This window comes from Acidovorax sp. Q11, from assembly GCF_054950075.1.
On record NZ_JBUDZG010000021.1, the window covers coordinates 33,245 to 55,680 of the forward strand.

The window sequence follows — 22,436 nt, forward strand, 5'->3', positions numbered from 1 at the left end:
GCTTCACTCCGACTCCAGCATGGTTTTCAGCAGCGGAATCGTGATGGCGCGCTGGGTGCGCAAGGCGAATGCATCGAGCTGGTCCAGCAGCTGCATCAGGCTGCCCAGGTCGCGCGAAAAACGGTTGAGCATGTAATCCATCACCTCGTCGCCCAGGAACACGCCGCGCGCGTCGGCCTCCTGGCGCAGCACCGAGCGGCGCTCGGCCTCACCCAGCAGCTGCAGCTGGAACACATGGCCCCAGCCCAGGCGGCTGCGCAGGTCGTCGCGCAGCGGCAGGTCGGCCGGGGGCAGGTCGCCCGCAGCCAGCACCCAGCGCTGGCCGCCGCTGGCCGGGCTGATGGCGTTGACAAACCAGTTGAAGGCCGTGGCCTGCTGGGCGGTGTCGTACAGATGCACATCGTCCATGACGATGGCGACCCAGTCTTCGTTGAAATCCGGCGGCTCAGCCACTGAGGGGTCGAGCCAGCCCACGCTGGCACCCTGCTCGCGCAGGGCCTGGCGCACGGCCTTGAGCAAATGGGTCTTGCCGCTGCCGGGCTCGCCCCACAGGTAGGTGGGCACAGGCGAGCGGGTGGCCTGGCTGCTGCCGTCACCTGCGGCCAGGCGCAGGTGCTGCAATGCTGCCTCGTTGGGCCCGGCAAAAAAACGGGCCAGGGTGGGCCCTGTGGCCAGGCCGATGTCCAGCGCCAGTTGCTTCATCATCATGCGCGGCCCCCCGGCGGCAGGGGCAGGCCCGTGGCGGTCGGTGCGGGAGCGGCAGGCGAGGAGAGTTTCAGCAGCAGCATCACAGGAGAATGGGAAGAAGGCGCCCGGCCATGGCTGGCTGCGGCGGGGTGCAGCGGCAAAGTGGCTCACGGCGCGGGGCGCGACCGGCTCCCTGAGCAGGGGGCTGGGCGACAATGCACCTGATTTTAGTCTGGCGCAGCCCGCCTGCTGCCGCCGCCTCACCCCGCCGTCGAGATCCCACACCATGGCCCCTCCCGCCTCCCCCTCCAAGCGCCTGCCCGCTGGCATCTGGGCCCTCGGGTTTGTCAGCCTGCTCATGGACATTTCCTCCGCAATGATCCACAGCCTGCTGCCCGTCTTCATGGTCACAGCCCTGGGCGTGAGCATGCTCACAGTGGGCCTGATCGAAGGCGCGGCCGAGGGCACGGCCATGGTCCTCAAGGTGTTTTCGGGGGCGCTGAGCGACTGGTGGGGCAAGCGCAAGCCGCTGGCCATCGTGGGCTATGGGCTGGGTGCGCTGTCCAAGCCGCTGTTTGCCCTGGCGTCCACGGCGGGCTGGGTGATCACGGCCCGGTTGCTCGACCGGGTGGGCAAGGGCATCCGGGCGGCGCCACGAGATGCGCTGGTGGCCGACCTGGCGCCGCCCGACCAGCGGGGGGCTGCCTTCGGCCTGCGGCAATCGCTGGACACTGTGGGTGCCTTCCTGGGCCCCCTGCTGGCCATGGGGCTGATGTTGTTGTGGGCCAACGACTTCCGCGCGGTGTTCTGGGTGGCCGTGTTCCCCGCCGCGCTGTGCATCGTGGTGCTGGTGTGCGGCGTGAAGGAGCCCGAGCGCCCCGTCGGCCAGCCACGCACCAACCCCATCCGCCGCGAAAACCTGCGCCGCCTGAGCCAAAACTACTGGTGGGTGGTAACCCTGGGCGCAGTCTTCACGCTGGCGCGGTTCAGCGAGGCGTTTCTGGTGCTGCGCCTGCAGCAAGATGGGCTGCCACTGGCCCTCACGCCACTGGCCCTGGTGCTCATGAGCCTGGTGTTCTCCCTGGGCGCCTATCCCCTGGGCAAGCTCTCTGACCGGATGAACCACACCACGCTGCTGGCCTGGGGCCTGGTGGTGCTGATTACGGCCGATGCGCTGCTGGCTTGGCGCGGCCACGGCATCGCGGCCTGGCTGGGCGTTGCGCTGTGGGGCCTGCACATGGCCATGACCCAGGGGCTGCTGGCCACCATGGTGGCGGCCAGCGCGCCCGCCGACCTGCGTGGCACGGCCTTTGGCATGTTCAACCTGGCCAGCGGCGTGGCGCTGCTGGTCGCCAGCGCCCTGGCGGGCCTGCTGTGGGACCAGTGGGGCGCCAGCGCCACTTTCCTGGCCGGAGGCGCGTTCAGCACCCTGGCGCTGGTGGGTGTGCTGTGGCACGCGCGCACCGAAGCGACCCCGCCAAAGCCCCCGCTCACACAGGGCTGAGCGGGGCGGTCGGCCCAGCCCCCTTAAAATCCCCGGATTCCAGCCCGCTCGTCGGGCCTACCAGCACCAAAGCACCTCCCATGAGTTCCTCTGCCTCCTCCACCCCCATCTCCTACAAAGACGCCGGCGTTGACATCGACGCGGGCGACGCGCTGGTCGAGCGCATCAAGCCGCTGGCCAAGAAGACCATGCGCGAAGGCGTGCTGGCAGGCATTGGCGGCTTTGGCGCGCTGTTTGAAGTGCCCAAGCGCTACCAGGAACCCGTGCTGGTCTCTGGCACCGACGGCGTGGGCACCAAGCTCAAGCTGGCGTTTGAATGGAACATGCACGACACCGTGGGCATCGACCTGGTGGCCATGAGCGTGAACGACGTGCTGGTGCAGGGCGCCGAGCCCCTGTTCTTCCTCGACTACTTTGCCTGCGGCAAGCTCGACGTGGACACGGCGGCTGCCGTGGTCGGCGGTATTGCCAAGGGCTGCGAACTCTCCGGTTGTGCGCTGATCGGCGGCGAAACCGCTGAAATGCCCGGCATGTACCCCGCAGGCGAATACGACCTGGCCGGTTTTGCCGTGGGTGCGGTCGAAAAGTCCATGATCCTGACCGGCCGGGATGTGAAGCCAGGCGACGTGGTGCTGGGCCTGGCCTCGGCCGGTGTGCACTCCAACGGTTTCAGCCTGGTGCGCAAGTGCATCGACCGCGCGGGTGACAGCGCCCCCGCCACGCTGGACGGCAAGCCCTTCAAGCAAGCCATCATGGAACCCACCCGCCTGTATGTGAAGAACGTGCTGGCTGCGCTGGCCCAGCATCCCATCAAGGCCCTGGCCCACATCACTGGCGGCGGCCTGCTCGAAAACATCCCCCGCGTGCTGCCCGAAGGCACGGCTGCCCACCTCACCAAGGGCAGCTGGCCCCAGACCGAGCTCTTCGCCTGGCTGCAGAAGACCGCCGGCATCGACGACATCGAGATGAACCGCACCTTCAACAACGGCATCGGCATGGTGGTGGTGGTGGATGCTGCCAACGCAGAGGCCACAGCCGCCACGCTGCGTGCGGCGGGTGAACAGGTCTACACCATTGGTGCGATTGCAGCACGCGGCGATGGCGCCGCCGTGGTGGTCGCCTGAAGGCCCTCGCCCCCATCCCGCCACGGTCGGCCGCGCGCTGGCCACGCGCTGGCTTGTGCGCGCCGCTAGCGCTTTGGATTGTGTTCGCCCCACCAGACCGTTCCTGAGGTGACTGCGCATGGCATCGCGTCCCACCCTCCCCGCCTTGCCGCCTGCGGCAACCCCCACCCCGCCCGTTCCCGTGGACGGGGTCTCCCCTGCTGCAGACTTTGAAGCAGCCACGCCCGCACGCCCCGCCACCCGGGGCGTGATGATTGCCAGTTACCTGCTGATGGCAGGTGTGCTGCTGCTGGTGATGTGGCGCGGCCTGCTGCCTGGCCTGCTGTGCGTGTGCCTGGGCTTCTTGCTCACCCGGGCACTCACGCGGTGGTTTGGCGCCCTGGCTGCGCGTGCGCTGCGCCAGCCTTCGGCAACACCCCGCACACTGCATCTGGCCCAAATCGCCGCCGCCGCGCTGGTGATGCTGCTGCCCCTGGTGCTGCTGGGCGTAGGACTGACGCATTCGCGCGGCTACCTGGTGGCCGCGCCGCACCAGTACCAGGAACTGCTCAACTACATGGCCCGCACGGTGCTGGAGCTGCGGCTGAAACTGCCGCCCGACATGGCCAGCCACCTGCCCGACGGAGCCGTCGAATTGCAGCGCGTGATTGCCAACTACCTGGGCGCCAAGGCAGGCGCGCTGGCCATGGCCGGGCGCGCCTGGCTGGCCGGGGTGCTGTTTGCCTATGTGGGGCTGCTGATCGGCGCCCTGGCCGCCGTGCGCCCCCTGGGCAGCGCCCTGGGCCCGCTGGCCGATCAGTTGCGGCTGCGCATCACCCTGTTCGGCGAGGCTTTCCGCCAGATCGTGGCGGCGCAGTTCTGGATCGCGGCGTTCAACACCCTGCTCACGGCCCTGTTCCTGCTGTTTGTGCTGCCGCTGTGGGGCATGGAGCTGCCCTACACACCCGTGCTCATCACCTTCACCTTCGTCGCCGGGCTGGTGCCCATCGTGGGCAACCTGGTGTGCAACGTGGTGCTCACCATCGTGGGGCTGTCGGTGTCGCCGCTGGCGGCTGCGGCCTGCCTGGGTTTCCTGATCCTGATCCACAAGGCCGAATACGTGATCAACGCCAAGGTGGTGGGCCGCCGCACGCAGATGGGCGTGTGGGAGTTGCTCTCCGTGATGTTCGTCGCCGAGGCGGTGTTCGGCCCCGCCGGACTGGTGGCAGCGCCGCTGTTCTACGCCTACCTCAAGAAGGAACTGGTGGCGGCGCGGCTGGTGTAGCGCCCCGCCGCGCAGCTTCCGGCGCTCCCGCGCACTGCAATCCTGTACAGGCCTGCCCTCCAATACAGCCACCTCTGCTGACCATGCGGGTTATTGCCCTGCCGCCCACGGGGTGGTGGCAGTAACCTGCCACGCAAGGCCTCCCTCTTGCAGGAGAGCCGCCCGCACAGCCCACCCACCCCATTTCAGGAGGTTCCCCATGACCACCGCACGCAAACTGGCCCTGTTGGTGCTGAGCGCTGTTCTCGGCATCGCCGTGTTGACCACCTGGTTCCTGGTGTCCGAACGCCAGCTGATCCTGGAAGAGCGCCAGACCGGCGTGCGCCAGGTGGTGGAATCCGCACACGGCATTGCCACGCATTTCCACGAGCTCAGCACCAAGGGCGGCATGCCCGACGACGAGGCGCGCAAGCGCGCGGCGGCGGCCATCCAGGCCGTGCGCTACAGCGGCAATGAATATGTGTGGATCAATGACATGCACCCGCGCATGGTGATGCACCCCATCCGCCCCGAGCTCAATGGGCAGGACCTTACCGCCAACAAGGACCCCAACGGCAAGCAGCTGTTTGTGGAGTTCGTGCGCACCGTGCAGGCCAGCGGCGCAGGGTTTGTGCCCTACCTGTGGCCCAAGGCGGGCAGCGACACGCCAGTTGAGAAGACCTCGTACGTGAAGGGTTTTGCGCCCTGGGGCTGGGTCATTGGCTCGGGCGTGTACATCGACGCCGTGGACACCGCCATCTGGCAGCGCGCCACCCGCTTTGGCCTGCTGGCGCTGCTGCTGGGCGCCGCCCTGCTGGTCGTCGGCACGCTGATCGCGCGCAACCTGATCCGGCAGCTGGGTGGCGAGCCCGACTACGCGCGCAGCATTGCCCGCAGCATTTCCGAAGGCAACCTGTCGGTGGCCGTGGCCACGCGCTCGGGCGACCGCTCCAGCCTGATGCTGGACATGCAGGCCATGCAGGACAACCTGCACCGCATCGTGCAGAAGGTACGCAACGGCACCGAACACATCGCCAGTGCTTCGCAGCAGATCGCCGCGGGCAACCACGACCTGTCGGCGCGCACCGAATCCCAGGCGAGCGCGCTGGAGCAGACCGCCGCCTCGATGGAAGAGATGACCTCCAACGTGAAGCAGAACGCCGACAACGCCCGCCAGGCCAGCGCCCTGGCGCAGTCGGCGTCCGAGGTGGCGCGCAAGGGCGGTGCGGTGGTCGAGCAGGTGGTGCAGACCATGGGCTCCATCGACGCGTCCTCGCGCAAGGTGTCCGACATCACCGGGGTGATCGAGGGCATTGCGTTCCAGACCAACATCCTGGCGCTGAACGCGGCTGTGGAGGCCGCACGCGCAGGCGAGCAGGGCCGGGGTTTTGCGGTGGTGGCCAGCGAGGTGCGCAGCCTGGCCCAGCGCTCGTCCGAAGCCGCCAAGGAGATCAAGGCGCTGATCGGCAACTCGGCCGAGCAGGTGAAGGCAGGCGCCGACCTGGCCCAGCAGGCAGGCAGCACCATGCAGGAGGTGGTGAACAGCGTGCAGCGCGTGTCGGCCGTGATCGAAGAGATCAGCCAGGCCAGCCGCGAGCAGACCGACGGCATCGAACAGATCAACGAGGCCGTCGCCCAGATGGACCAGGGCACCCAGCAAAACGCAGCCCTGGTGGAGCAGGCCACTGCCGCAGCCGCCGCACTGCAGCAGCAGGCGCACGAACTGAACCAGGTGGTGGCCGCCTTCCGGCTGCACGAGGGGGGACACGGGGCTGGGCACGACGGCGCCCCGGCGGCCCTGCCTGGGGCGAAGGCACCGCGCCAGCTGCGCTGACGGGACTGCGAAGGAAGGACGCCCCCGGGGACTGCGATCAGAAAGGCTCAGCCAAAAATGGCCTAAATTGATCGAAGCATGTCCCACAAACATCGGACAACAAAGGCCTTCGGCGCGAGGATAGGGGCTTCCAACCACCCCTCTCCAGAGATTTCCGCATGAAAACCTGTCTGATTGTGATTGATGTCCAGGAATCCTTCCGCCACCGCCCGTTCTTCACGGAGCAGGACCTGCCCGCCTACCTGCAGGCCCAGAACGCCCTGATCGCGGGCAGCGTCGCCCAGGGCATCCCTGTGGTGCGCGTGTTCCACAGCGAGGGCCCCGAGGTGGCCGAGAACCCGTTCTCCCAGACATCCGGCCAGGTGCGCGCCCTGGAGGGCCTGGCCAGCTTCGACGCGGCCGCCACCTTCACCAAGTCGCGCCACAGTGCGCTGGTGGGCACAGGGCTGGACGTGTGGCTCACGCGCCATGGCATCCAGCGCCTCATCATCAGCGGCATCCGCACCGAACAATGCTGCGAGACCACCACGCGCCACGCGTCCGACCTGGGCTGGGCCGTGGACTACGTGACCGACGCCACCCACACCTGGGACATGGTGCAGCCCGATGGCCAGGTGCTGGCGGCGGCTGACATCAAGACCCGCACCGCCACCGTGCTGCAAGGCCGCTTTGCCACGCTGTGCACCGTGCAGCAGGCACTGGACCGGGCCGCCGCATGAGCGCCGCGCCATTGAAAGTCGCCATCCTGGTGTTCGACGATGTGGAGGTCCTGGACCTGGGCGGGCCCTACGAGGTCTTCACCACCGCAAGCCGCATGCACCAGCGGCAGCACCCCTGCGCGCCGGCACCGTTTGTGGTGCAGTGCGTGGCCCGCAGCCTGGCCCCGGTGCGCGCCCGTGCGGGCCTGCGTGTGCTGCCCGATGCGGACTTTGCCAGCGCTGCCGCGCCCGACGTGCTCATCGTGCCGGGTGGCGTGGTCGATGCCGCTGCGACCTGCCCCGCCACCCGCGCCTGGGTGGCCCAGACAGCGGGCCGCGCGCAGATCACGGCATCGGTCTGCACGGGCGCTTTCATCCTGGCAGCCGCCGGGGTCCTGACCGAAGGCCCTGCCACCACACACTGGGAGGACATTACCGACCTGCGCGCGCAGTTTCCGGCGCTCGACGTGCAGGAGAATGTGCGCTGGGTGGACCGGGGTGCGCTGGTCACGTCGGCCGGCATCAGCGCGGGCATCGACATGAGCCTGCACCTGGTCACCCGGCTGGCGGGCGCGGCGCTGTCCGAGCGCACCGCCCGCCAGATGGACACTCCATGGAACCGCGAGCCTTAAAACTTCCTTGAACCGGTGATGCCAGAAACGCGCCCCATCCATGTTTACTTCGCCCTGCTGCCGGGCAGCCTGGTGCTGGACTGGGCTGGCCCGGCCGAGGCGCTGCGCATTGCCAACCAGGCGCTGGTGAGCCGGGGCCAGCCCGAGCGGTTTGTGCAGCATTTCGTGAGCCCCACGCCGCAGTCCGTGACCTCGGTGGGCGCCGTGCTGACGGGGCTGGAGCCCCTGCCCGCCACCCTGCCCACACCCGCCTGGGTGGTGCTGGTGGGGCTGGCGGGCAAACACATCGACGTGGCGGGTGACGAGGCGCGTGCGCTGCTGCACTGGCTGCGCGGGTTGCGGCCCGTGGCAGGGCAGCTGGAGCTGGTCACCGTGTGCGCCGGTTCGGTGCTGGCGGCCCATGCCGGGCTGCTCACGGGCCGCCGTGCCACCACGCACCACCTGCACCTGGATGAACTGGCCGCCGTGGACCCACGCTGCGACGTGGTCGCCAACCGCGTGTTTGTGGCCGATGGTGCCGTGTACAGCAGCGCGGGCGTGACCACGGGCATCGACCTGCTGCTGCACCGCATCTCCGACACCTGCGGCCCCGCGCTGGCGGCCCAGGTGGCGCAGGCCATGGTGGTGGCCCTGCGCCGGGGGCCGAACGACCCGGAGTTTTCGCCTTTTCTGCACCACCGCAACCACCTGCACCCCGCACTGCACCGCGTGCAAGACGCCGTGGGGCAACAACCGCAGGCCGACTGGAGCGTGCCGCAGATGGCCGAGGTGGCGCACACCTCGCCACGCCACCTCACCCGGCTGTTTCTGGAACATGCGGGCATTGCGCCGCTGCAGTACCTGCGCCGCATCCGGCTGGCCACGGCCGAGGCCGCGCTGCGCTCGGGCCAGAACGTGACACAGGCCGCGCTGATGGCGGGCTTCAGCTCCGACACCCAGCTGCGCCGCGCTTGGCACCAGTTCGGGCGGGGCGGCACGCCGTCGCAGGGCGACACCGGTCGGGCGCACTGACCTAACACAGCCTTCATCAGAACCCGTGCATGGCATCCCAGGGTTTTGAGCAGGATTTTTGCAGTTTTTTTAGCCTTCTGCGCGCAATGGATATGCCTTTTTAGCTATATTTTTCATAGCAACTTAGTCATAGCGATCAATAAACTTCCGGCACATACATGGACGCTGGCACGGGCTGGCGCAGGTACTCGGGGTTGCGCACGCGGTCAGGCAGCACCACGGCGGGGTGGGGCACCTCCTGGTAGGGCATTTGGGCCAGCAGGTGGGCAATGCAGTTCAGGCGCGCCTTTTTCTTGTCCACCGCCTGCACCACCCACCAGGGCGCTTCGGGGATGTGGGTGCGCTCCAGCATGGTCTCTTTGGCCTTGGTGTAGGCCTCCCAGCGCACGCGGCTTTCCAGGTCCATGGGGCTGAGTTTCCACTGCTTGAGCGGGTCGTGGATGCGGCCGAGGAAGCGCAGATGCTGCTCTTCGTCGGTGATGGAGAACCAGTATTTGACGAGCCGGATGCCCGAGCGCACCAGCATCTTTTCAAACTCCGGCACGGTGCGAAAGAACTCCTCGTACTCGTCGTCGCTGCAAAAACCCATCACCCGCTCGACGCCCGCGCGGTTGTACCAGCTGCGGTCAAACAGCACCATCTCGCCCGCCGCAGGCAGGTGCGCCACATAGCGCTGAAAGTACCACTGCGTGCGCTCGCGGTCATTGGGTGCAGGCAGCGCAGCCACACGGGCCACACGCGGGTTCAGGCGCTGCGTGATGCGCTTGATCACCCCGCCCTTGCCTGCGGCATCGCGCCCTTCAAACAGGATCACCACCTTCTCGCGGCTGTGCTGCACCCAGTCCTGCAGCTTGACCAGCTCGCCCTGCAGGCGGAACAGCTCCTTGAAATATTGCTGGCGCGCCAGCTTGTCGGCGGCTGTGGGGGCGCCAATGTCGTCCACCTCGCGGTCTTCGATCTCCAGCTCCAGCTCCTCGTCATAGCTGTCGATGAGGTCGTTGGCGATGCGCTGCATCAGCTCCTGGGAGTCAAGGGCGTTGTTGTAGAACATGGGGAGCCATTCGGCAGTGCAAAAAAGATGCGCCATGGTGGCGCGCTGCAATGACAATGCCGTGACATCGGTGTGATCTGTCACGGCGTTGTCATGCCCGCAGGCCACGATGCGGGTCCGTGCCGTCTGCTGACCTCCCTCCTCCTACTTCCGCCACCACCCTCCCTGCCAGCGCCAGCCTGAACTACGGGGGTGACGCCGCCGGGCTGATCTGCGGCTACCTGCTGGGCGCCGACGCCGCACCGCGAGAGATCGACTCGGCCCAGGCGGCGCAATGGCTCGCGGGCCAGCAGGCCGGGGGTGCAGCGCAGGAGGGGAAAGGCCAAGGCCAGTTTCTGTGGCTGCACTTCAACCTGAGCCACGCGCAGGCCATGCGCTGGATGGAGCGGCATGCCGACCTGCCCGAAGCGTTTTTCGATGCGCTCAAGGACCGCTCTGTCTCCACCCGCATCGAGCGCGACGACGACACGCTGATTGCGGTGCTCAACGACGCGCACTTCGACTTTGCGTTCGAACCCTCGGACATCGCCACCCTGTGGACCAGCGTGGCCCCGCACCTGATGGTGACGGGGCGCACCCGGCCGCTGCGCTCGGTAGACGCACTGCGCACGGCAGTGCGCAGCGGCAATGCGCCCTGCTCCAGCGTGGCCCTGCTGGCCGAGCTGATGCGCACGCAGGCCTCGGGCCTGGTGGACATCGTGCGCGGCGTGACCCAACGCATCGACGACGTGGAAGACGCGCTGCTGGCGGGCCGCCTGGACCACAAACGCGCCCGGCTGGGCGTGCTGCGACGCCTGCTGGTGCGACTGCAGCGGCTGCTGGCACCCGAGCCCGCAGCGCTGTTCCGCCTGCTGCAGCACCCGCCCGCGTGGATGGGCGCCGACGACGCGCAGGAGCTGCGCGATTCGACCGAAGAGTTCTCGGTGGTGCTGCGCGACATGCAGGGCCTGCAGGAGCGCATCAAGCTGCTGCAGGAAGAGATCGCCGCCAGCGTGCAGGAGACCAACAGCCGCAGCCTGTTCGTGCTGACGGTGGTCACCGTGCTGGCCTTGCCCATCAACATCCTGGCGGGCCTGTTTGGCATGAACGTGGGGGGCGTGCCGCTGTCGGACGACCCCCAGGGCTTCTGGATCATCGTGGCCGTGGTGGTGGCGTTCACGGCGGTGGCGGGCTGGCTGGCGCTGCGGGACACACGCGATCGGTAGACCCGGTGGCGGGACCACTACAATGCCGCCCCTTGCCCAGATCCCCCGGACCCGTGTGCCACCATGAACATCGTCGTCAACGAAGAACTCAAAGCCTACATCGAACCCCTGACCCCCGAGGAGCACGAGGCCCTGGAGCGCAGCATCCTCACCGAAGGCTGCCGCGACGCACTGGTGCTGTGGGGCGATGTGCTGGTGGACGGTCACAACCGCTACGGCATCTGCCAAAAGCATGGCCTGCCGTTCCAGACCGTGCAGAACCCGCGCTTCACGTCGATGGAAGACGTGCACCTGTGGATGATCGACCAGCACCTGGGCCGCCGCAGCGTGTCGGACTTCCAGCGCGGTGTGCTGGCGCTGCGCAAGCGCGAGATCATTGCGGACCGCAAGGCGCGGGCCAGCACCGCCGCCGAGCCCGCCGAATCAACGGCCGCCGCCATGGCCGAATTGCCAGCGGCCGCCCCCGAGGCCGTTGCCGCCCTGCCCGCACCCGATCCGTTGAGCAGCCGCGAGGCCATTGCCAAGGCCGCACGCCTGAGCAGCAGCCAGGTGGTGATGATCGAAAAAATCCAGAAGCAGGCCGCCCCCGAACTGGTGGCCGCCGTGAAGTCCGGCACCATCTCCATCAACGCCGCTGCAGCTGTTGCCACCCTGCCCGCTGAAGAGCAGGTGGCGGCCGTGGTGGCAGGCAAGGACGAACTCAAGCAGGCCGCCAAGCGCGTGCGTGAATTGAACAAGCGCAAGCCACGCGACGAAGCGCCGTCCGACGAAAAACCGGCAGCGGAAGCCGCAGCGGGTGCCGAAGGCCATGCCGACGAGCTGCACAGCCTGCGCAGCCGCGTGGCGGAACTCACGGCAGAGAATGCCGAGCTGCGCAGGCAGGTGGCGCAATTGCAGGCGGCGCTGCCTGAGGGCGGCGCGCCGTTCTGAAGATTCTGAAGATCAACCGCTGGCGTTGCGCAGCGCGCTCAGCCGGTCGGCGATCAGGTCGATGTCGAGCCCGTCTTCGGCGTGGGTCAGGTAAGCCTCCAGGTCGGTCACCGCGTCGGCCGTGTTGCCCCTCTCGGCATGGGCCAGCCCCCGGTCGCGCCGCTCGCCCCAGGCCTCGGGCAGCAGCACGATGAGCCGGTCCAGCACGGCAATCAGGCGCTGCCAGTCCTGCTGGGTGCGGTGCACTTCCTTCAGGTTGCGCAGCATGCGCGCAATGATGTCGCGCGGCGTGGCGGCCTGCAGGTACAGGCCCAGCGGCACGTCATAGTCGTCCACCAGGCCATTGCGGCGCTTGTAGGGCTCCAGCCGCTCGGCCAGTTCCTCGCGGCTCAATGACTGGCCCGAGATCGGGTCCATCACCACCTGCCCCTTGGGCAGCAGCACCTTGACCATGAAGTGCCCGGGGAACGCAATGCCCCGCGCATGCAGCCCCAGGCCCTGGGCCAGCTCCATCCACAGCACGGCCAGGCTGATAGGAATGCCCCGGCGCGTGCGCAGCACGGCGTTGAGGTAGCTGTTTTCAGGGTCGTAGTAGTTGTTGATGTTGCCGCCAAAGCCCAGGTCGGCAAAAAAGAACTGGTTGAGCGTGCGCAGGCGCTGCAGAGCGGGGGCATCGGCCGGCAGGCGGCGCTGGATGCGTGCGAGCAGCTGGTCCATATCACCCAGCAGTTGCTGCACGTCGAACTCGGGGTATTCGTCCTGGGCCAGGCTGGCGGCGGCCTCCAGCAGCGGAAAGTGCTCATCGCTGTGCACCAGCGATGCAAAGTACTCCAGCGAGGTGGGCACGGAATAGCTCAGGGACATGGTGAATTTTTAAGCGTCACGCTGGTCAGCGTCAATCGACAGAAAACCCGTCTTGACAGGGCATTTTTGGTCTTTGGGGCAATATGCCACGGGGTTTCAGCGCCGCAGCATCTGACGCAGCTTGAGGCCCCCGGCCCACAGTGCACCAAAGTACAGCACGGCGGCCGCCACCATCAGCGCGGCCAGCAGGCCGATGCGCTGCCAGGATTTTCCGCGCATCTCCACCCAGTCGAAATACTGCGCGCCCCACACCAGCAGCACGGCCAGCAGGGCGCTCGCGGCAATCACCTGCAGCGCGAACTTGCCCCAGCCCGGCAGGGGCTTGTAGCTACCACGCCGCAGCAGGCCCACCAGCAGCCAGATGGCGTTGATGAGCGCGCCGATGCCAATGGTCAGCGTCAACGCCGCATGCTGCAGGTAGGGCACGAGCACGAGGTTCATCAGCTGCGTGAGCACCAGCACCGCCACGGCAATCAGCATGGGCGTGCGCATGTCGTGCTTGGCATAAAAGCCCGGCGCCAGCACCTTGATGGCCACGATGCCCACCAGGCCCGCACCATAGCCCGTGAGCGCCAGCGTGGTCTTGCGCACGTCTTCGTCGCCGAACGCGCCGTAGTGGTACAGCACCGCCACCAGCGGCTCGGAGAACACCAGCAAAGCCACCATGCAAGGCACCGACAACAGCACGACCAGGCGCAGCCCCCAGTCAAGCATGGCCGAGTAGCGTTCATCGTCCTGCTTGGCGCGGGCGCTGGCCAGCTGCGGCATCAGCACCACGCCCAGCGCCACGCCCAGCAAGGCGGTGGGCAACTCCATCAGACGGTCGGCATAGGTGATCCAGCTCACGCTGCCCGTGGCCAGGTGCGAGGCAATCTGCGTGTTGATGAGCAGCGATATCTGCGCCACGCTCACGCCCAGCAGCGCGGGCAGCATCAGGCGCGCCACCTTGCGGGTGGTGGGGTCGGCCCAGGCGGCGCGGATGGCCGCCCAACGCACGCCGATGCGCGGCAGCAGCCCCAGCCGCAGCAACGCGGGCACCTGGATGGCCAGTTGCAGCAGGCCGCCCAGCATCACCCCGGCCGCCTGGGCATAGATGGGCTCGATGCCGTAGCGTGCGAACAAAGGCGCGCCCAGCGTGATGGACAAAATGAGCGCGATGTTGAGCAGCACCGGCGAAGCTGCCGGCACCGCAAACTTCTTCCAGGTGTTGAGAATGCCCCCGGCCAGCGCGACCAGCGACATGAAGCCGATGTAGGGGAACATCCAGCGCGTCATGGTGACGGCGGCGTCAAACCCCTGGGGCTGGAGCCCGCTGGCCATGGCCCACACCATCCACGGAGCGCCCAGCACCCCGGCGATGCACAGCAGCACCAGCGTCCAGGCCAGCAGCGTGGCCACATGGTCAATCAGCGCCCGGGCACCGTCGTCACCCTCCTGCGCGCGGGTAGCGGCCAGCACCGGCACGAAGGCCTGGCTGAAAGCCCCTTCGCCCAGCACACGGCGGAACAGGTTGGGAATGCGGAACGCCACGTTGAAGGCGTCCGTCATGGCGCTGACCCCGAAGACGGAGGCCATGAGCAACTCGCGCACCAGCCCGGTGATGCGGGAGGCGAGGGTCAGCAAGGAGACGGTGGAGGCTGCTTTGAATAACGACACCGCAAGAAGTGTAGCCCTGGATGATCTCCCGCTCGGATGGCGCGCCCGGTGGCCCGGCCAGACCCACCCCATGGGCACGCCGCACCGGCTTCCGGCGAGGTGGTGGCAAAAATCCCTCGCTGGGCTATAATCGCGGGCTTTGCTGGCAACATCCACAGACCCAAGGAATATTCATCATGGCATCCGCTAAACCAAAAAAGAAGAACCCCCGCCTCGCTTCGGGCCGTAAGCGCGTCCGCCAGGACGTCAAGATCAACGCCGCGAACACCTCGCTGCGCTCCAAGTACCGTACCGCTGTCAAGAACGTCGAAAAGGCTGTTCTGGCTGGCGACAAGACCAAGGCGACCGAACTGTTCGCCAAGATGCAAGCCGTGGTGGACACCGTGGCCGACAAGGGCATCTTCCACAAGAACAAGGCTGCTCGCGACAAGAGCCGTCTGTCTGCCAAGGTGAAAGCCCTGGCACCCGCAGCCGCTTAAAAACTCACCGCCTGCTCCGGCAGGCAAACAGCCCGGGCGGCCCCGCCGCTCGCCGTTTGTAACGGGTGCGCTGTCAGCAAAAAAACGAACAAACCGCCTTCGGGCGGTTTTTTCGTTTCCGGGCTTTATTTACACAGCACGCTTTACCTTAAATTATTGATTTAGCATAATTATTGGAATTTCATAAAATCCAATAAACCATGACCTTCCGCCGCACCGCCCTCGCCGAACAAATGGCCCAGCAGCTGCTCAGGCCCTCGTTCCTGGACACCTCGCTGCGCTCCGGCCTGTTCCTGTCGGGCCAGCGGCGTGTGGGCAAGACCACTTTCCTGGCCACCGACCTGATCCCGGCGCTGGAGGCCCTGGGCGCCATCGTGGTCTATGTGGACCTGTGGAGCCAGCCCCAGGCCAACCCGGCCGATCTGGTGCACGAGGCCATCCGCAAGACACTCAAAGAACTGCAGATACCTGGCTCGAGCATCCTCAAACGGCTCAAGGAAGTCACCAACCTCGAAGCGGGCGCTGCGGGTTTCAAGTTCGGCTTCAAGCTCGCCGATGTGGGCAAGGACGACGGCGTGAGCCTGGCCCAGGCGTTCCAGGAGCTGATCGACCAGGCCAAAACGGATGTGGTGCTCATCGTGGACGAGGTGCAGCACGCGCTGGGCAGCGCCGATGGCGACCACCTGCTGCACGCGCTCAAAGCTGCGCGCGACGCCATCAACACCCGCCCGGGCACACCGGGGCATTTCCTCTTCATCGGCACCGGCTCGCACCGTGCGCGCGTGCAGGAACTCACGCTCAAGGGCAACCAAGCCTTCAACGGCGCGGTGACCAACGAATTTCCGGTGCTGGGGCGGAATTTCATCGACTACGTGCTGGCGCAGGTCGGCCCCCAGCTGGGCGCCATGCTGCCTTCTGCGGAAGTCACCGAAGCCGCCTTTCGCAGCATGGGCAGCCGGCCCGAGGAGCTGATGAAGGCGCTCAATGTGCTGCGCAGCCTGCCGCCGGACGCCCTGCCCGACGAACACCTGCCCACCATCGCGCAGTCTTTGGGCGCTGCGGCGGCCGACGTGGAACTGCAAAAGGTGGAGGCCATGGGCCCGCTGGCTGAGGCCGTGTTCTCACGGATCTGCAGCATTGGCGGCGACGTAAAGGGCGTATTCACCGGCGAGGCACTCAAGGCCTATGCGGCGCAGATCGGGCGCGAAGTGACGGCCCAGGAGGTGCAGGGCATCATCGGCACGATGACCTCGGCCAACCTGCTCATGCGCGTGAAGCATGGGCACTACGGCGTGACGGACCCGTTTGTGGAAAAAGCCTGGATGAACCGGCTGCAGGCCGACCAGCTGCTGCGCGCCAGCCCTGCTGGCGAAACGCCCCGGCTGGGGACAGAAAAAGGAAACTGAGCGCCTCAGCCCTTGGCAGCGGGCGGGTCGGGCAGCAGGCAGGCCTCGGCCACCTGCAGGTTGTTGTCGCGGGCGAAGTTGATGACGAAGTCCCAGGCCATGGGTTCGTGCCCCTGCAGGTCGCGGTGGACCACCACACATTTCACGCCATTGAGCGTGGTGGGAATGCACCAGGGCGAGTAGCTCAGGTGGCTACCGGGCCGCGCACCACCAGGGCGAAAGCTGCTCATCACCCCGGCCAGCCGCTCGGCCCAGTCACTGGGCCGAAAGGTTTTCCCGTCATGGGTGATGCCCTGAATGAAAACTTCTTTGGAGGAGGGGAAAACCATCGGGGATTGGAGTGGTAGTGAGCGCGCCAGACACAGGATCACTGCATGCTGCACCGCAGCGCGTATTCTAACTCTTATATAAGAGCTACCCCTCTAATCCATCGCCAGCACCGGGAATCTGGCGCAAATCCCTGGTAACAGCCTGCATTGCAGTAATGCGCAATCGTCAACAGACGATTACAGTGCGCGCCCTAGAATCGTGCTTCGTTTTTTGCCACCGTACCGTCTGGAGATTCCCGCATGACCGCTTTCATCGAAGCCGCTTCGCCCCACGTGATGAACACCTACGGCCGCGTGCCGATCGCGCTGGAACGTGGCCAGGGCTGCCGCGTGTGGGATGTGAACGGCAAGGAATACATCGACGGCCTGGGCGGCATCGCCGTGAACACGCTGGGCCACAACCACCCCAAGCTGGTGCCCGCGCTGCAGGACCAGATCGCCAAGCTGATCCACACCTCCAACTACTACCACGTGCCGTTGCAGGAGAAGCTCGCCACCAAGCTGGTGGAGCTGTCGGGCATGCAGAACGTGTTCTTCTGCAACTCGGGCCTGGAGGCCAACGAGGCGGCCCTGAAGATCGCCCGCAAGTTCGGCGTGGACAAAGGCATCGCCAAGCCCGAGATCGTTGTCTATGAAAAGGCCTTCCACGGCCGCTCCATCGCCACCATGTCGGCCACGGGCAACCCCAAGATCCACAGCGGCTTTGGCCCGCTGGTAGAGGGCTTTGTGCGTGTGCCGATGAATGACATTGAAGCCATCAAGCAGGCCACCGAAGGCAACCCCAACGTGGTCGCCGTGTTCTTCGAAACCATCCAGGGCGAAGGCGGCATCAACGCCATGCGCATCGAATACCTGCAGCAGCTGCGCAAGCTCTGCGACGAGCGCGGTTGGCTCATGATGATCGACGAAGTGCAGTGCGGCATGGGCCGCACCGGCAAGTGGTTTGCCCACCAGTGGGCCGGCATCGTGCCCGACGTGATGCCCCTGGCCAAGGGCCTGGGCTCGGGCGTGCCGATTGGCGCTGTGGTGGCGGGCCCCAAGGCCGCCAGCGTGCTGCAGCCCGGCAACCATGGCACCACCTTCGGCGGCAACCCGCTGGCCATGCGCGCTGGTGTCGAGACCATCCGCATCATGGAAGAAGACGGCCTGCTGCACAATGCAGCCCAGGCGGGCGACCACCTGCGGGCCGCCCTGACGCGCGAGCTGGGCAGCCTGCCGGGCGTGAAGGAAATCCGCGGCCAGGGCCTGATGCTGGGCATTGAGCTGAACAAGCCCTGCGGTGCCCTGATCGGCCGCGCGGCCGAAGCGGGCCTCTTGCTGTCGGTCACGGCCGACAGCGTGATCCGCCTGGTGCCGCCGCTGATCCTCACCACCGCCGAGGCCGACGAGATCGTCGCCATACTGACCCCGCTGGTCAAAGCCATCCTGGCTGAATGAAGCAAAGCAAGATTGTCATGACGACGCTGAAACATTACCTGCAGTTCACCGACCTCAACGCCGACGAATACACCTACCTGTTCGAGCGCGCCGCGCTCATCAAGAAGAAGTTCAAGGCCTACGAAAAGCACCACCCGCTGGTGGACCGCACGCTGGCCATGATCTTCGAGAAAGCCAGCACCCGCACGCGCGTGAGCTTCGAGGCGGGCATGTACCAGCTCGGCGGCTCGGTGGTGCACCTGACCACGGGCGACAGCCAGCTGGGCCGCGCCGAGCCGATTGAAGATAGCGCCAAGGTCATCAGCCGCATGACCGACCTGGTGATGATCCGCACCTACGAGCAGGCCAAGATCGAGCGCTTTGCCGCCAACTCGCGTGTGCCCGTCATCAACGGTCTGACCAACGAGTACCACCCCTGCCAGATCCTGGCGGACATCTTCACCTACATCGAGCACCGGGGTTCCATCAAAGGCAAGACGGTGGCCTGGGTGGGCGACGGCAACAACATGGCCAACACCTGGCTGCAGGCCGCGTCGCTGCTGGGCTTCAAGGTGCATGTGAGCACACCGCGTGGCTATGAAGTGGACGAAAAATTGGCCGCTGGCGCGCACGGTATCAGCGCTGATAGCTATCAATTCTTTAGCAACCCCATGGAAGCCTGCCGGGGCGCCGACCTGGTCACCACCGACGTGTGGACCAGCATGGGCTACGAAGCCGAGAACGAAGCGCGCAAGAAGGCCTTTGCCGACTGGTGCGTGGACACCGAAATGATGGCCGCCGCCCAACCCGACGCCCTCTTCATGCACTGCCTGCCCGCGCACCGGGGCGAAGAGGTCGAGGCCGACGTGATCGACGGGCCGCAGTCGGTGGTGTGGGATGAGGCAGAGAACCGCATGCACGTACAAAAAGCACTGATGGAATATCTGCTTCTGGGCAAGCTGGCCTGACAGCCCCATGCCCTGGCGCCGCCAGCCCGTTCACAGCGCCGAATTGCTGGCGCACTGGCAGGACCTGGGCCAAGCACTGGGGCGCGACACGCCAGCCTGGCGAGCCGAGGGCCGGCGCCTGCTGCGCAGCTGGGCCCGCTGGCCCCGGGCCTACCACGACACCACGCACCTGTGGGCCTGCCTGCGGCACCTGCAGGCGGTGCTGGATCAGCAACCCGGCGCACTCCACAACCCCCATGCCGTCGCCTTGGCCCTCTGGTACCACGACGCCATCTACTGGCCGTGGAGCGGGCACAACGAGGCGCGCAGCGCCGACTGGGCGCGCCAGTTCCTGCTCAGCCAAGGGCTCCCCACCACGCTGGCCGAGGCCGTGCACCAGCATGTGATGGACACCCGCCACACCCCCGGCCCGCTCACGGGCGACGCGTTGTGGGTGGTGGACATCGACCTGGCCATCCTCGGCCAGAGCGATGCGGTGTACCGCCAGTTCGAGCGCAATGTACGGCGCGAATATTTCTTTGTGCGCTGGCCGCGCTATGTGGAGGGGCGCAGCGCCGTGCTGAAGGGTTTCCTGGACCGCCCGCAGATCTACGGCACGGGCTACTTTGCGCAGCGCTATGAAGCGCAGGCACGCGCCAATCTGCAGCAGGCGCTGCACGCGCTGGGCGAAGGCAGGCTGCACCAGTAGCAGGCCCCAAAGGTGCGGACTTTTATGAAGAAAAACAGGCCTTACCGCGCATCCATAAGGCGCGAATAGCTATTAAATATATAGCAAACTCTACGCCACGGGCCTGCGCGGTGCTGGCATGGCCATCGGCTTTTCGGCGCCCGCCTCGGGCGGCACACCGCAGCTGCCACAACTGCTGCACCCACCATCGCCCCCGCCACAGCCGGGCGACTGGACCAGCCCCGGGTGGACCTTGCCCAACCCTTGGCGCCAGCGAGCGGGCAGATAACGCCACAGCACATAGAGCGCTGCAGCGGCGACGATCAGACCAACGATGAATTGCTGGGCCATAAGCACCTTTCCCCTCAGCCGCCGCCCAGCACCAGCGCCACGCGGTAGGTCACAAAGCTGGCGGCATACGCCATGGCAAACAGGTACACCACCATGAGCAGCGGGTAGCGCCAGCCATTGGTCTCGCGCCGCACGGCGGCAATGGTGGAGATGCACTGGGGCGCAAACACATACCAAGCCATCAGCGACAGCGCCGTGGCCAGCGACCACGAGCCTGCCACCAGCGCCCCTAACTGGTTGGCCGCCTCGTCGCCCGTGGCAGACAGGGCATACACCGTGCCCAGCGCGCTCACCGCCACCTCGCGCGCCGCCATGCCGGGCACCAGGGCGATGGCGATCTGCCAGTTGAAGCCAATCGGCGCCACGATCACCTCCAGCCACCGGCCCAACTGGCCCGCATAGCTGTAGGTGATGGCCGCCTGGGTGGCGCCTTCCGGCGCGCCGGGGTAGGTGGACAAAAACCACAGCAGTACGGTGACGGCCAGGATGATGCCGCCCACGCGCTTGATGAAAATCATCGCCCGCTCGTACAGGCCAAACGCCAGGCCCCGCACGCTGGGCCAGCGGTAGGCGGGCAGCTCCATCATCAGCGGCGTGGCCCGTGTGTCGCTGCGCGCGAGTTTAGCCACCGCCGCCACGGCCATGGCACTCACGATGCCCGCCACATACAGGCCAAACAACACCACCCCTTGCAGGTTGAAAACACCCGCCACCGTGCGCTCGGGGATGAAGGCCGCAATCAGCAGCGCATACACCGGCAGGCGCGCCGAGCAGGTCATGAGCGGGGCGATCATGATGGTCACCAGCCGGTCGCGCCAGTGGGTGATCGAGCGTGTGGCCATCACGCCCGGCACGGCACAGGCAAAGCTCGACAGCAGCGGGATGAACGAGCGCCCCGACAGGCCCACCGTGCCCATCACGCGGTCCAGCAAAAAAGCCGCGCGCGGCAGGTAGCCCGAGTCTTCGAGCGCCAGGATGAACAGGAACAGAAACAGAATCTGCGGCAAGAACACCAGCACCCCGCCCGCGCCCGCCAGCACCCCATCGGTCAGCAAACTGCGCAAGGGGCCGTCGGCCATGTGGGTGTTGATAAGCGCCGCCATCCAGGCCATCCCGTCCTCGATCCACGACTTGGGCAGCTCGGCCCAGCTGAACACCGCCTGGAACATCAGAAACAGCGTGGCCGCCAGGATCAGCAGGCCCCAGACCGGGTGCAGCACCACCGCATCGATGCGGTCGTCGGCGCGCAGGCTCACCACGGGCACACGCACGGCCCGATCCAGAATGCGCCGCACATCCTGGTGCGTGCGGATGACGTCGTTCTGCGCGTCCAGATCCGCTGCATCCAGCCGCGCCGCCGCATCGGGTGCCACCACCGGGCGCTCCAGCTGCTGCAGTTTCGCGCCGTCCAGCCACTGCACCAGCTCCTGGGCGCCATCCCTGCGCACCCCCACGGTGGCCAGCACCGGCATGCCCAGCTCACGCGCCAGCGCCTCGCGGTCGATCTCTATGCCCTGGCGCCGGGCTACGTCCATCATGTTGAGCACCAGCACCATGGGCAGGCCCAGGGCCCGGGCCTCCAGCACCAGGCGCAGGTTCAGGCGCAGGTGGGTGGCATCGGTCACGCACACCAGCACGTCGGGCACGGGCTCACCCGCGCGCCGCCCGCGCACGATGTCGCGGGTGATGGCCTCGTCCGCGCTGTGCGCGTGCAGGCTGTAGGCGCCGGGCAGGTCCAGCACCCGCACGCTGCGGCCCGCAGCGGTCTGCAGCAGGCCCTCCTTGCGCTCCACCGTCACGCCCGCGTAGTTGGCCACCTTCTGGCGCGCGCCGGTGAGCAGGTTGAACAGCGCGGTCTTGCCGCAGTTGGGGTTGCCCAGCAGCGCAATGCGCAAGGGGGCATCAGCGGCGGAGGGCTGCATAGTGGCCTGGGCGCTCATGCCAGCTCCTTGGCAGGCACGGTGGCGTCATCCAAAGGCTGCACCTGCACCATCGAGGCCTCCTGGCGGCGCAGCGCAAACGTGGCCTGCCCCACCCGAACGGCGATGGGGTCGCCACCCCAGCCGCCGCGCGCGACCACTTGCACGGTTTCACCGGGCAGAAAGCCGATCTCCAACAAGCGCAGCAGCATGCTGTGCTCCTGCGCGTCCCGCGCGGGCAACAAGCCCGTGACCCGGCCCAAGGCACGGCGAGGCAATTGGTCCAGCCGCGAGGACAGGTTCTGCTGCGTAGGAAGATGCAACCGCGCTGCAGCGCCATCGTCCATGGTTTTCATGGTGACTGGTCTTGATACAAATAATATTGATTCTCATTCTATAGATATCTGTATCGTGCTGGTTGCCGTCTCACTCTCTCCTTGATGCAGCGCAAGCTGCGGTACC

At 66.8% G+C, this 22,436-nt stretch carries 22 protein-coding genes; 14 read left to right on the forward strand and 8 right to left on the reverse strand.

The annotated features are described in order from the left end of the window. Nucleotides 1-3: 3 nt before the first annotated feature. Nucleotides 4-702: a DnaA regulatory inactivator Hda gene (gene hda, locus ACYZGB_RS16165; RefSeq protein WP_462389789.1), complete on the reverse strand. Its 699-nt coding sequence runs from the start codon at nt 700-702 to the stop codon at nt 4-6. A gap of 271 nt (nt 703-973) precedes the next feature. Between hda and ACYZGB_RS16170 the strand changes: the two genes are divergently transcribed. The 7 genes from ACYZGB_RS16170 to ACYZGB_RS16200 all read left to right on the forward strand — a co-directional run bounded on the left by ACYZGB_RS16170 (nt 974) and on the right by ACYZGB_RS16200 (nt 8,733). Further along, nucleotides 974-2,191: an MFS transporter gene (locus ACYZGB_RS16170; protein WP_462389727.1), complete on the forward strand. Its 1,218-nt coding sequence runs from the start codon at nt 974-976 to the stop codon at nt 2,189-2,191. 80 nt (nt 2,192-2,271) lie between these two features. Continuing rightward, nucleotides 2,272-3,315, forward strand: a complete 1,044-nt coding sequence (gene purM / locus ACYZGB_RS16175; RefSeq protein ID WP_462389729.1) for a phosphoribosylformylglycinamidine cyclo-ligase — start codon at nt 2,272-2,274, stop codon at nt 3,313-3,315. 250 nt (nt 3,316-3,565) lie between these two features. Continuing rightward, nucleotides 3,566-4,579, forward strand: coding sequence for an AI-2E family transporter (locus ACYZGB_RS16180; protein ID WP_462389791.1), 1,014 nt, complete (start codon nt 3,566-3,568; stop codon nt 4,577-4,579). Nucleotides 4,580-4,778: 199 nt separating this feature from the next. Then, a complete protein-coding gene (locus tag ACYZGB_RS16185) occupies nt 4,779-6,392 on the forward strand; it encodes a methyl-accepting chemotaxis protein (protein WP_462389730.1) in 1,614 nt (537 codons plus the stop codon). 158 nt (nt 6,393-6,550) lie between these two features. After that, on the forward strand, nt 6,551-7,111 hold the full coding sequence (locus ACYZGB_RS16190; RefSeq protein ID WP_462389732.1) for a cysteine hydrolase family protein: 561 nt from the start codon (nt 6,551-6,553) through the stop codon (nt 7,109-7,111). Further along, entirely contained in the window at nt 7,108-7,722 is a 615-nt protein-coding gene (locus ACYZGB_RS16195; RefSeq protein ID WP_462389734.1) for a DJ-1/PfpI family protein, read from the forward strand. The genes ACYZGB_RS16190 and ACYZGB_RS16195 overlap by 4 nt, the downstream gene beginning before the upstream one ends. 18 nt (nt 7,723-7,740) lie before the next feature. Then, entirely contained in the window at nt 7,741-8,733 is a 993-nt protein-coding gene (locus ACYZGB_RS16200) for a GlxA family transcriptional regulator (RefSeq protein ID WP_462389736.1), read from the forward strand. 136 nt (nt 8,734-8,869) lie between these two features. Here ACYZGB_RS16200 and ppk2 read toward each other — a convergent pair whose 3' ends face one another. Further along, nucleotides 8,870-9,784, reverse strand: coding sequence for a polyphosphate kinase 2 (gene ppk2, locus ACYZGB_RS16205; RefSeq protein ID WP_462389792.1), 915 nt, complete (start codon nt 9,782-9,784; stop codon nt 8,870-8,872). A 119-nt stretch (nt 9,785-9,903) separates the two neighbouring features. Between ppk2 and ACYZGB_RS16210 the strand changes: the two genes are divergently transcribed. Beyond that, entirely contained in the window at nt 9,904-10,989 is a 1,086-nt protein-coding gene (locus ACYZGB_RS16210; protein ID WP_462389738.1) for a transporter, read from the forward strand. A gap of 63 nt (nt 10,990-11,052) precedes the next feature. Then, the gene (locus ACYZGB_RS16215; RefSeq protein ID WP_462389739.1) at nt 11,053-11,919 is read left to right on the forward strand and encodes a ParB N-terminal domain-containing protein; all 867 of its coding nucleotides are present in this window, start codon (nt 11,053-11,055) and stop codon (nt 11,917-11,919) included. Nucleotides 11,920-11,931: 12 nt separating this feature from the next. Here ACYZGB_RS16215 and ACYZGB_RS16220 read toward each other — a convergent pair whose 3' ends face one another. Continuing rightward, nucleotides 11,932-12,783: a SirB1 family protein gene (locus tag ACYZGB_RS16220; protein ID WP_094288185.1), complete on the reverse strand. Its 852-nt coding sequence runs from the start codon at nt 12,781-12,783 to the stop codon at nt 11,932-11,934. 96 nt (nt 12,784-12,879) lie between these two features. Beyond that, nucleotides 12,880-14,439, reverse strand: coding sequence for a murein biosynthesis integral membrane protein MurJ (gene murJ, locus ACYZGB_RS16225; RefSeq protein ID WP_462389741.1), 1,560 nt, complete (start codon nt 14,437-14,439; stop codon nt 12,880-12,882). 176 nt (nt 14,440-14,615) lie between these two features. Here murJ and rpsT point away from each other — a divergent pair, with 176 nt between their 5' ends. Beyond that, nucleotides 14,616-14,918: a 30S ribosomal protein S20 gene (gene rpsT, locus ACYZGB_RS16230; protein WP_015015385.1), complete on the forward strand. Its 303-nt coding sequence runs from the start codon at nt 14,616-14,618 to the stop codon at nt 14,916-14,918. Between the two features lie 200 nt (nt 14,919-15,118). After that, a complete protein-coding gene (locus tag ACYZGB_RS16235; RefSeq protein ID WP_462389743.1) occupies nt 15,119-16,324 on the forward strand; it encodes an AAA family ATPase in 1,206 nt (401 codons plus the stop codon). Nucleotides 16,325-16,329: 5 nt separating this feature from the next. On the opposite strand, the gene ACYZGB_RS16240 is transcribed toward ACYZGB_RS16235, so the two are convergent. Then, on the reverse strand, nt 16,330-16,653 hold the full coding sequence (locus ACYZGB_RS16240) for a DUF3579 domain-containing protein (RefSeq protein ID WP_462389745.1): 324 nt from the start codon (nt 16,651-16,653) through the stop codon (nt 16,330-16,332). Nucleotides 16,654-16,893: 240 nt separating this feature from the next. On the opposite strand from ACYZGB_RS16240, the gene ACYZGB_RS16245 reads away from it, so the two are divergent. Genes ACYZGB_RS16245 through ACYZGB_RS16255 form a run of 3 tightly spaced genes read left to right on the forward strand, consistent with a single transcriptional unit; the run spans nt 16,894 to nt 19,725 of the window. Continuing rightward, nucleotides 16,894-18,090, forward strand: a complete 1,197-nt coding sequence (locus ACYZGB_RS16245) for an acetylornithine/succinylornithine family transaminase (protein ID WP_462389746.1) — start codon at nt 16,894-16,896, stop codon at nt 18,088-18,090. A 17-nt stretch (nt 18,091-18,107) separates the two neighbouring features. Next, entirely contained in the window at nt 18,108-19,037 is a 930-nt protein-coding gene (argF, locus tag ACYZGB_RS16250; protein ID WP_462389747.1) for an ornithine carbamoyltransferase, read from the forward strand. 7 nt (nt 19,038-19,044) lie between these two features. Further along, nucleotides 19,045-19,725, forward strand: coding sequence for an HD domain-containing protein (locus ACYZGB_RS16255; RefSeq protein ID WP_462389749.1), 681 nt, complete (start codon nt 19,045-19,047; stop codon nt 19,723-19,725). 90 nt (nt 19,726-19,815) lie between these two features. Here the strand turns inward: ACYZGB_RS16255 and ACYZGB_RS16260 are convergent, their stop codons facing one another. Genes ACYZGB_RS16260 through ACYZGB_RS16270 form a run of 3 tightly spaced genes read right to left on the reverse strand, consistent with a single transcriptional unit; the run spans nt 19,816 to nt 22,321 of the window. After that, a complete protein-coding gene (locus ACYZGB_RS16260; RefSeq protein ID WP_462389751.1) occupies nt 19,816-20,055 on the reverse strand; it encodes a hypothetical protein in 240 nt (79 codons plus the stop codon). 14 nt (nt 20,056-20,069) lie between these two features. Further along, nucleotides 20,070-21,995 (reverse strand): ferrous iron transporter B, encoded by a 1,926-nt coding sequence (feoB, locus tag ACYZGB_RS16265; RefSeq protein WP_462389753.1) that lies wholly within the window; start codon nt 21,993-21,995, stop codon nt 20,070-20,072. Next, a complete protein-coding gene (locus ACYZGB_RS16270; RefSeq protein ID WP_462389794.1) occupies nt 21,992-22,321 on the reverse strand; it encodes a FeoA family protein in 330 nt (109 codons plus the stop codon). Before ACYZGB_RS16270 ends, feoB begins: the two co-directional genes overlap by 4 nt. Nucleotides 22,322-22,436 lie beyond the last annotated feature (115 nt).

Excerpts from the sequence above, each read along its gene's own strand:
- ACYZGB_RS16245 (WP_462389746.1), top strand. The coding sequence starts at position 16,894 with ATGACCGCTTTCATCGAAGCCGCTTCGCCCCACGTGATGAACACCTAC.
- ACYZGB_RS16180 (WP_462389791.1), top strand. The coding sequence starts at position 3,566 with ATGATTGCCAGTTACCTGCTGATGGCAGGTGTGCTGCTGCTGGTGATG.
- feoB (WP_462389753.1), bottom strand. The coding sequence starts at position 21,995 with ATGAGCGCCCAGGCCACTATGCAGCCCTCCGCCGCTGATGCCCCCTTG.
- ACYZGB_RS16235 (WP_462389743.1), top strand. The coding sequence starts at position 15,119 with ATGACCTTCCGCCGCACCGCCCTCGCCGAACAAATGGCCCAGCAGCTG.
- ppk2 (WP_462389792.1), bottom strand. The coding sequence starts at position 9,784 with ATGTTCTACAACAACGCCCTTGACTCCCAGGAGCTGATGCAGCGCATC.
- ACYZGB_RS16260 (WP_462389751.1), bottom strand. The coding sequence starts at position 20,055 with ATGGCCCAGCAATTCATCGTTGGTCTGATCGTCGCCGCTGCAGCGCTC.
- rpsT (WP_015015385.1), top strand. The coding sequence starts at position 14,616 with ATGGCATCCGCTAAACCAAAAAAGAAGAACCCCCGCCTCGCTTCGGGC.
- ACYZGB_RS16240 (WP_462389745.1), bottom strand. The coding sequence starts at position 16,653 with ATGGTTTTCCCCTCCTCCAAAGAAGTTTTCATTCAGGGCATCACCCAT.
- ACYZGB_RS16270 (WP_462389794.1), bottom strand. The coding sequence starts at position 22,321 with ATGGACGATGGCGCTGCAGCGCGGTTGCATCTTCCTACGCAGCAGAAC.
- ACYZGB_RS16170 (WP_462389727.1), top strand. The coding sequence starts at position 974 with ATGGCCCCTCCCGCCTCCCCCTCCAAGCGCCTGCCCGCTGGCATCTGG.
- ACYZGB_RS16185 (WP_462389730.1), top strand. The coding sequence starts at position 4,779 with ATGACCACCGCACGCAAACTGGCCCTGTTGGTGCTGAGCGCTGTTCTC.
- ACYZGB_RS16190 (WP_462389732.1), top strand. The coding sequence starts at position 6,551 with ATGAAAACCTGTCTGATTGTGATTGATGTCCAGGAATCCTTCCGCCAC.
- ACYZGB_RS16200 (WP_462389736.1), top strand. The coding sequence starts at position 7,741 with ATGCCAGAAACGCGCCCCATCCATGTTTACTTCGCCCTGCTGCCGGGC.
- ACYZGB_RS16255 (WP_462389749.1), top strand. The coding sequence starts at position 19,045 with ATGCCCTGGCGCCGCCAGCCCGTTCACAGCGCCGAATTGCTGGCGCAC.
- ACYZGB_RS16215 (WP_462389739.1), top strand. The coding sequence starts at position 11,053 with ATGAACATCGTCGTCAACGAAGAACTCAAAGCCTACATCGAACCCCTG.
- purM (WP_462389729.1), top strand. The coding sequence starts at position 2,272 with ATGAGTTCCTCTGCCTCCTCCACCCCCATCTCCTACAAAGACGCCGGC.
- argF (WP_462389747.1), top strand. The coding sequence starts at position 18,108 with ATGACGACGCTGAAACATTACCTGCAGTTCACCGACCTCAACGCCGAC.
- ACYZGB_RS16220 (WP_094288185.1), bottom strand. The coding sequence starts at position 12,783 with ATGTCCCTGAGCTATTCCGTGCCCACCTCGCTGGAGTACTTTGCATCG.
- ACYZGB_RS16195 (WP_462389734.1), top strand. The coding sequence starts at position 7,108 with ATGAGCGCCGCGCCATTGAAAGTCGCCATCCTGGTGTTCGACGATGTG.
- hda (WP_462389789.1), bottom strand. The coding sequence starts at position 702 with ATGAAGCAACTGGCGCTGGACATCGGCCTGGCCACAGGGCCCACCCTG.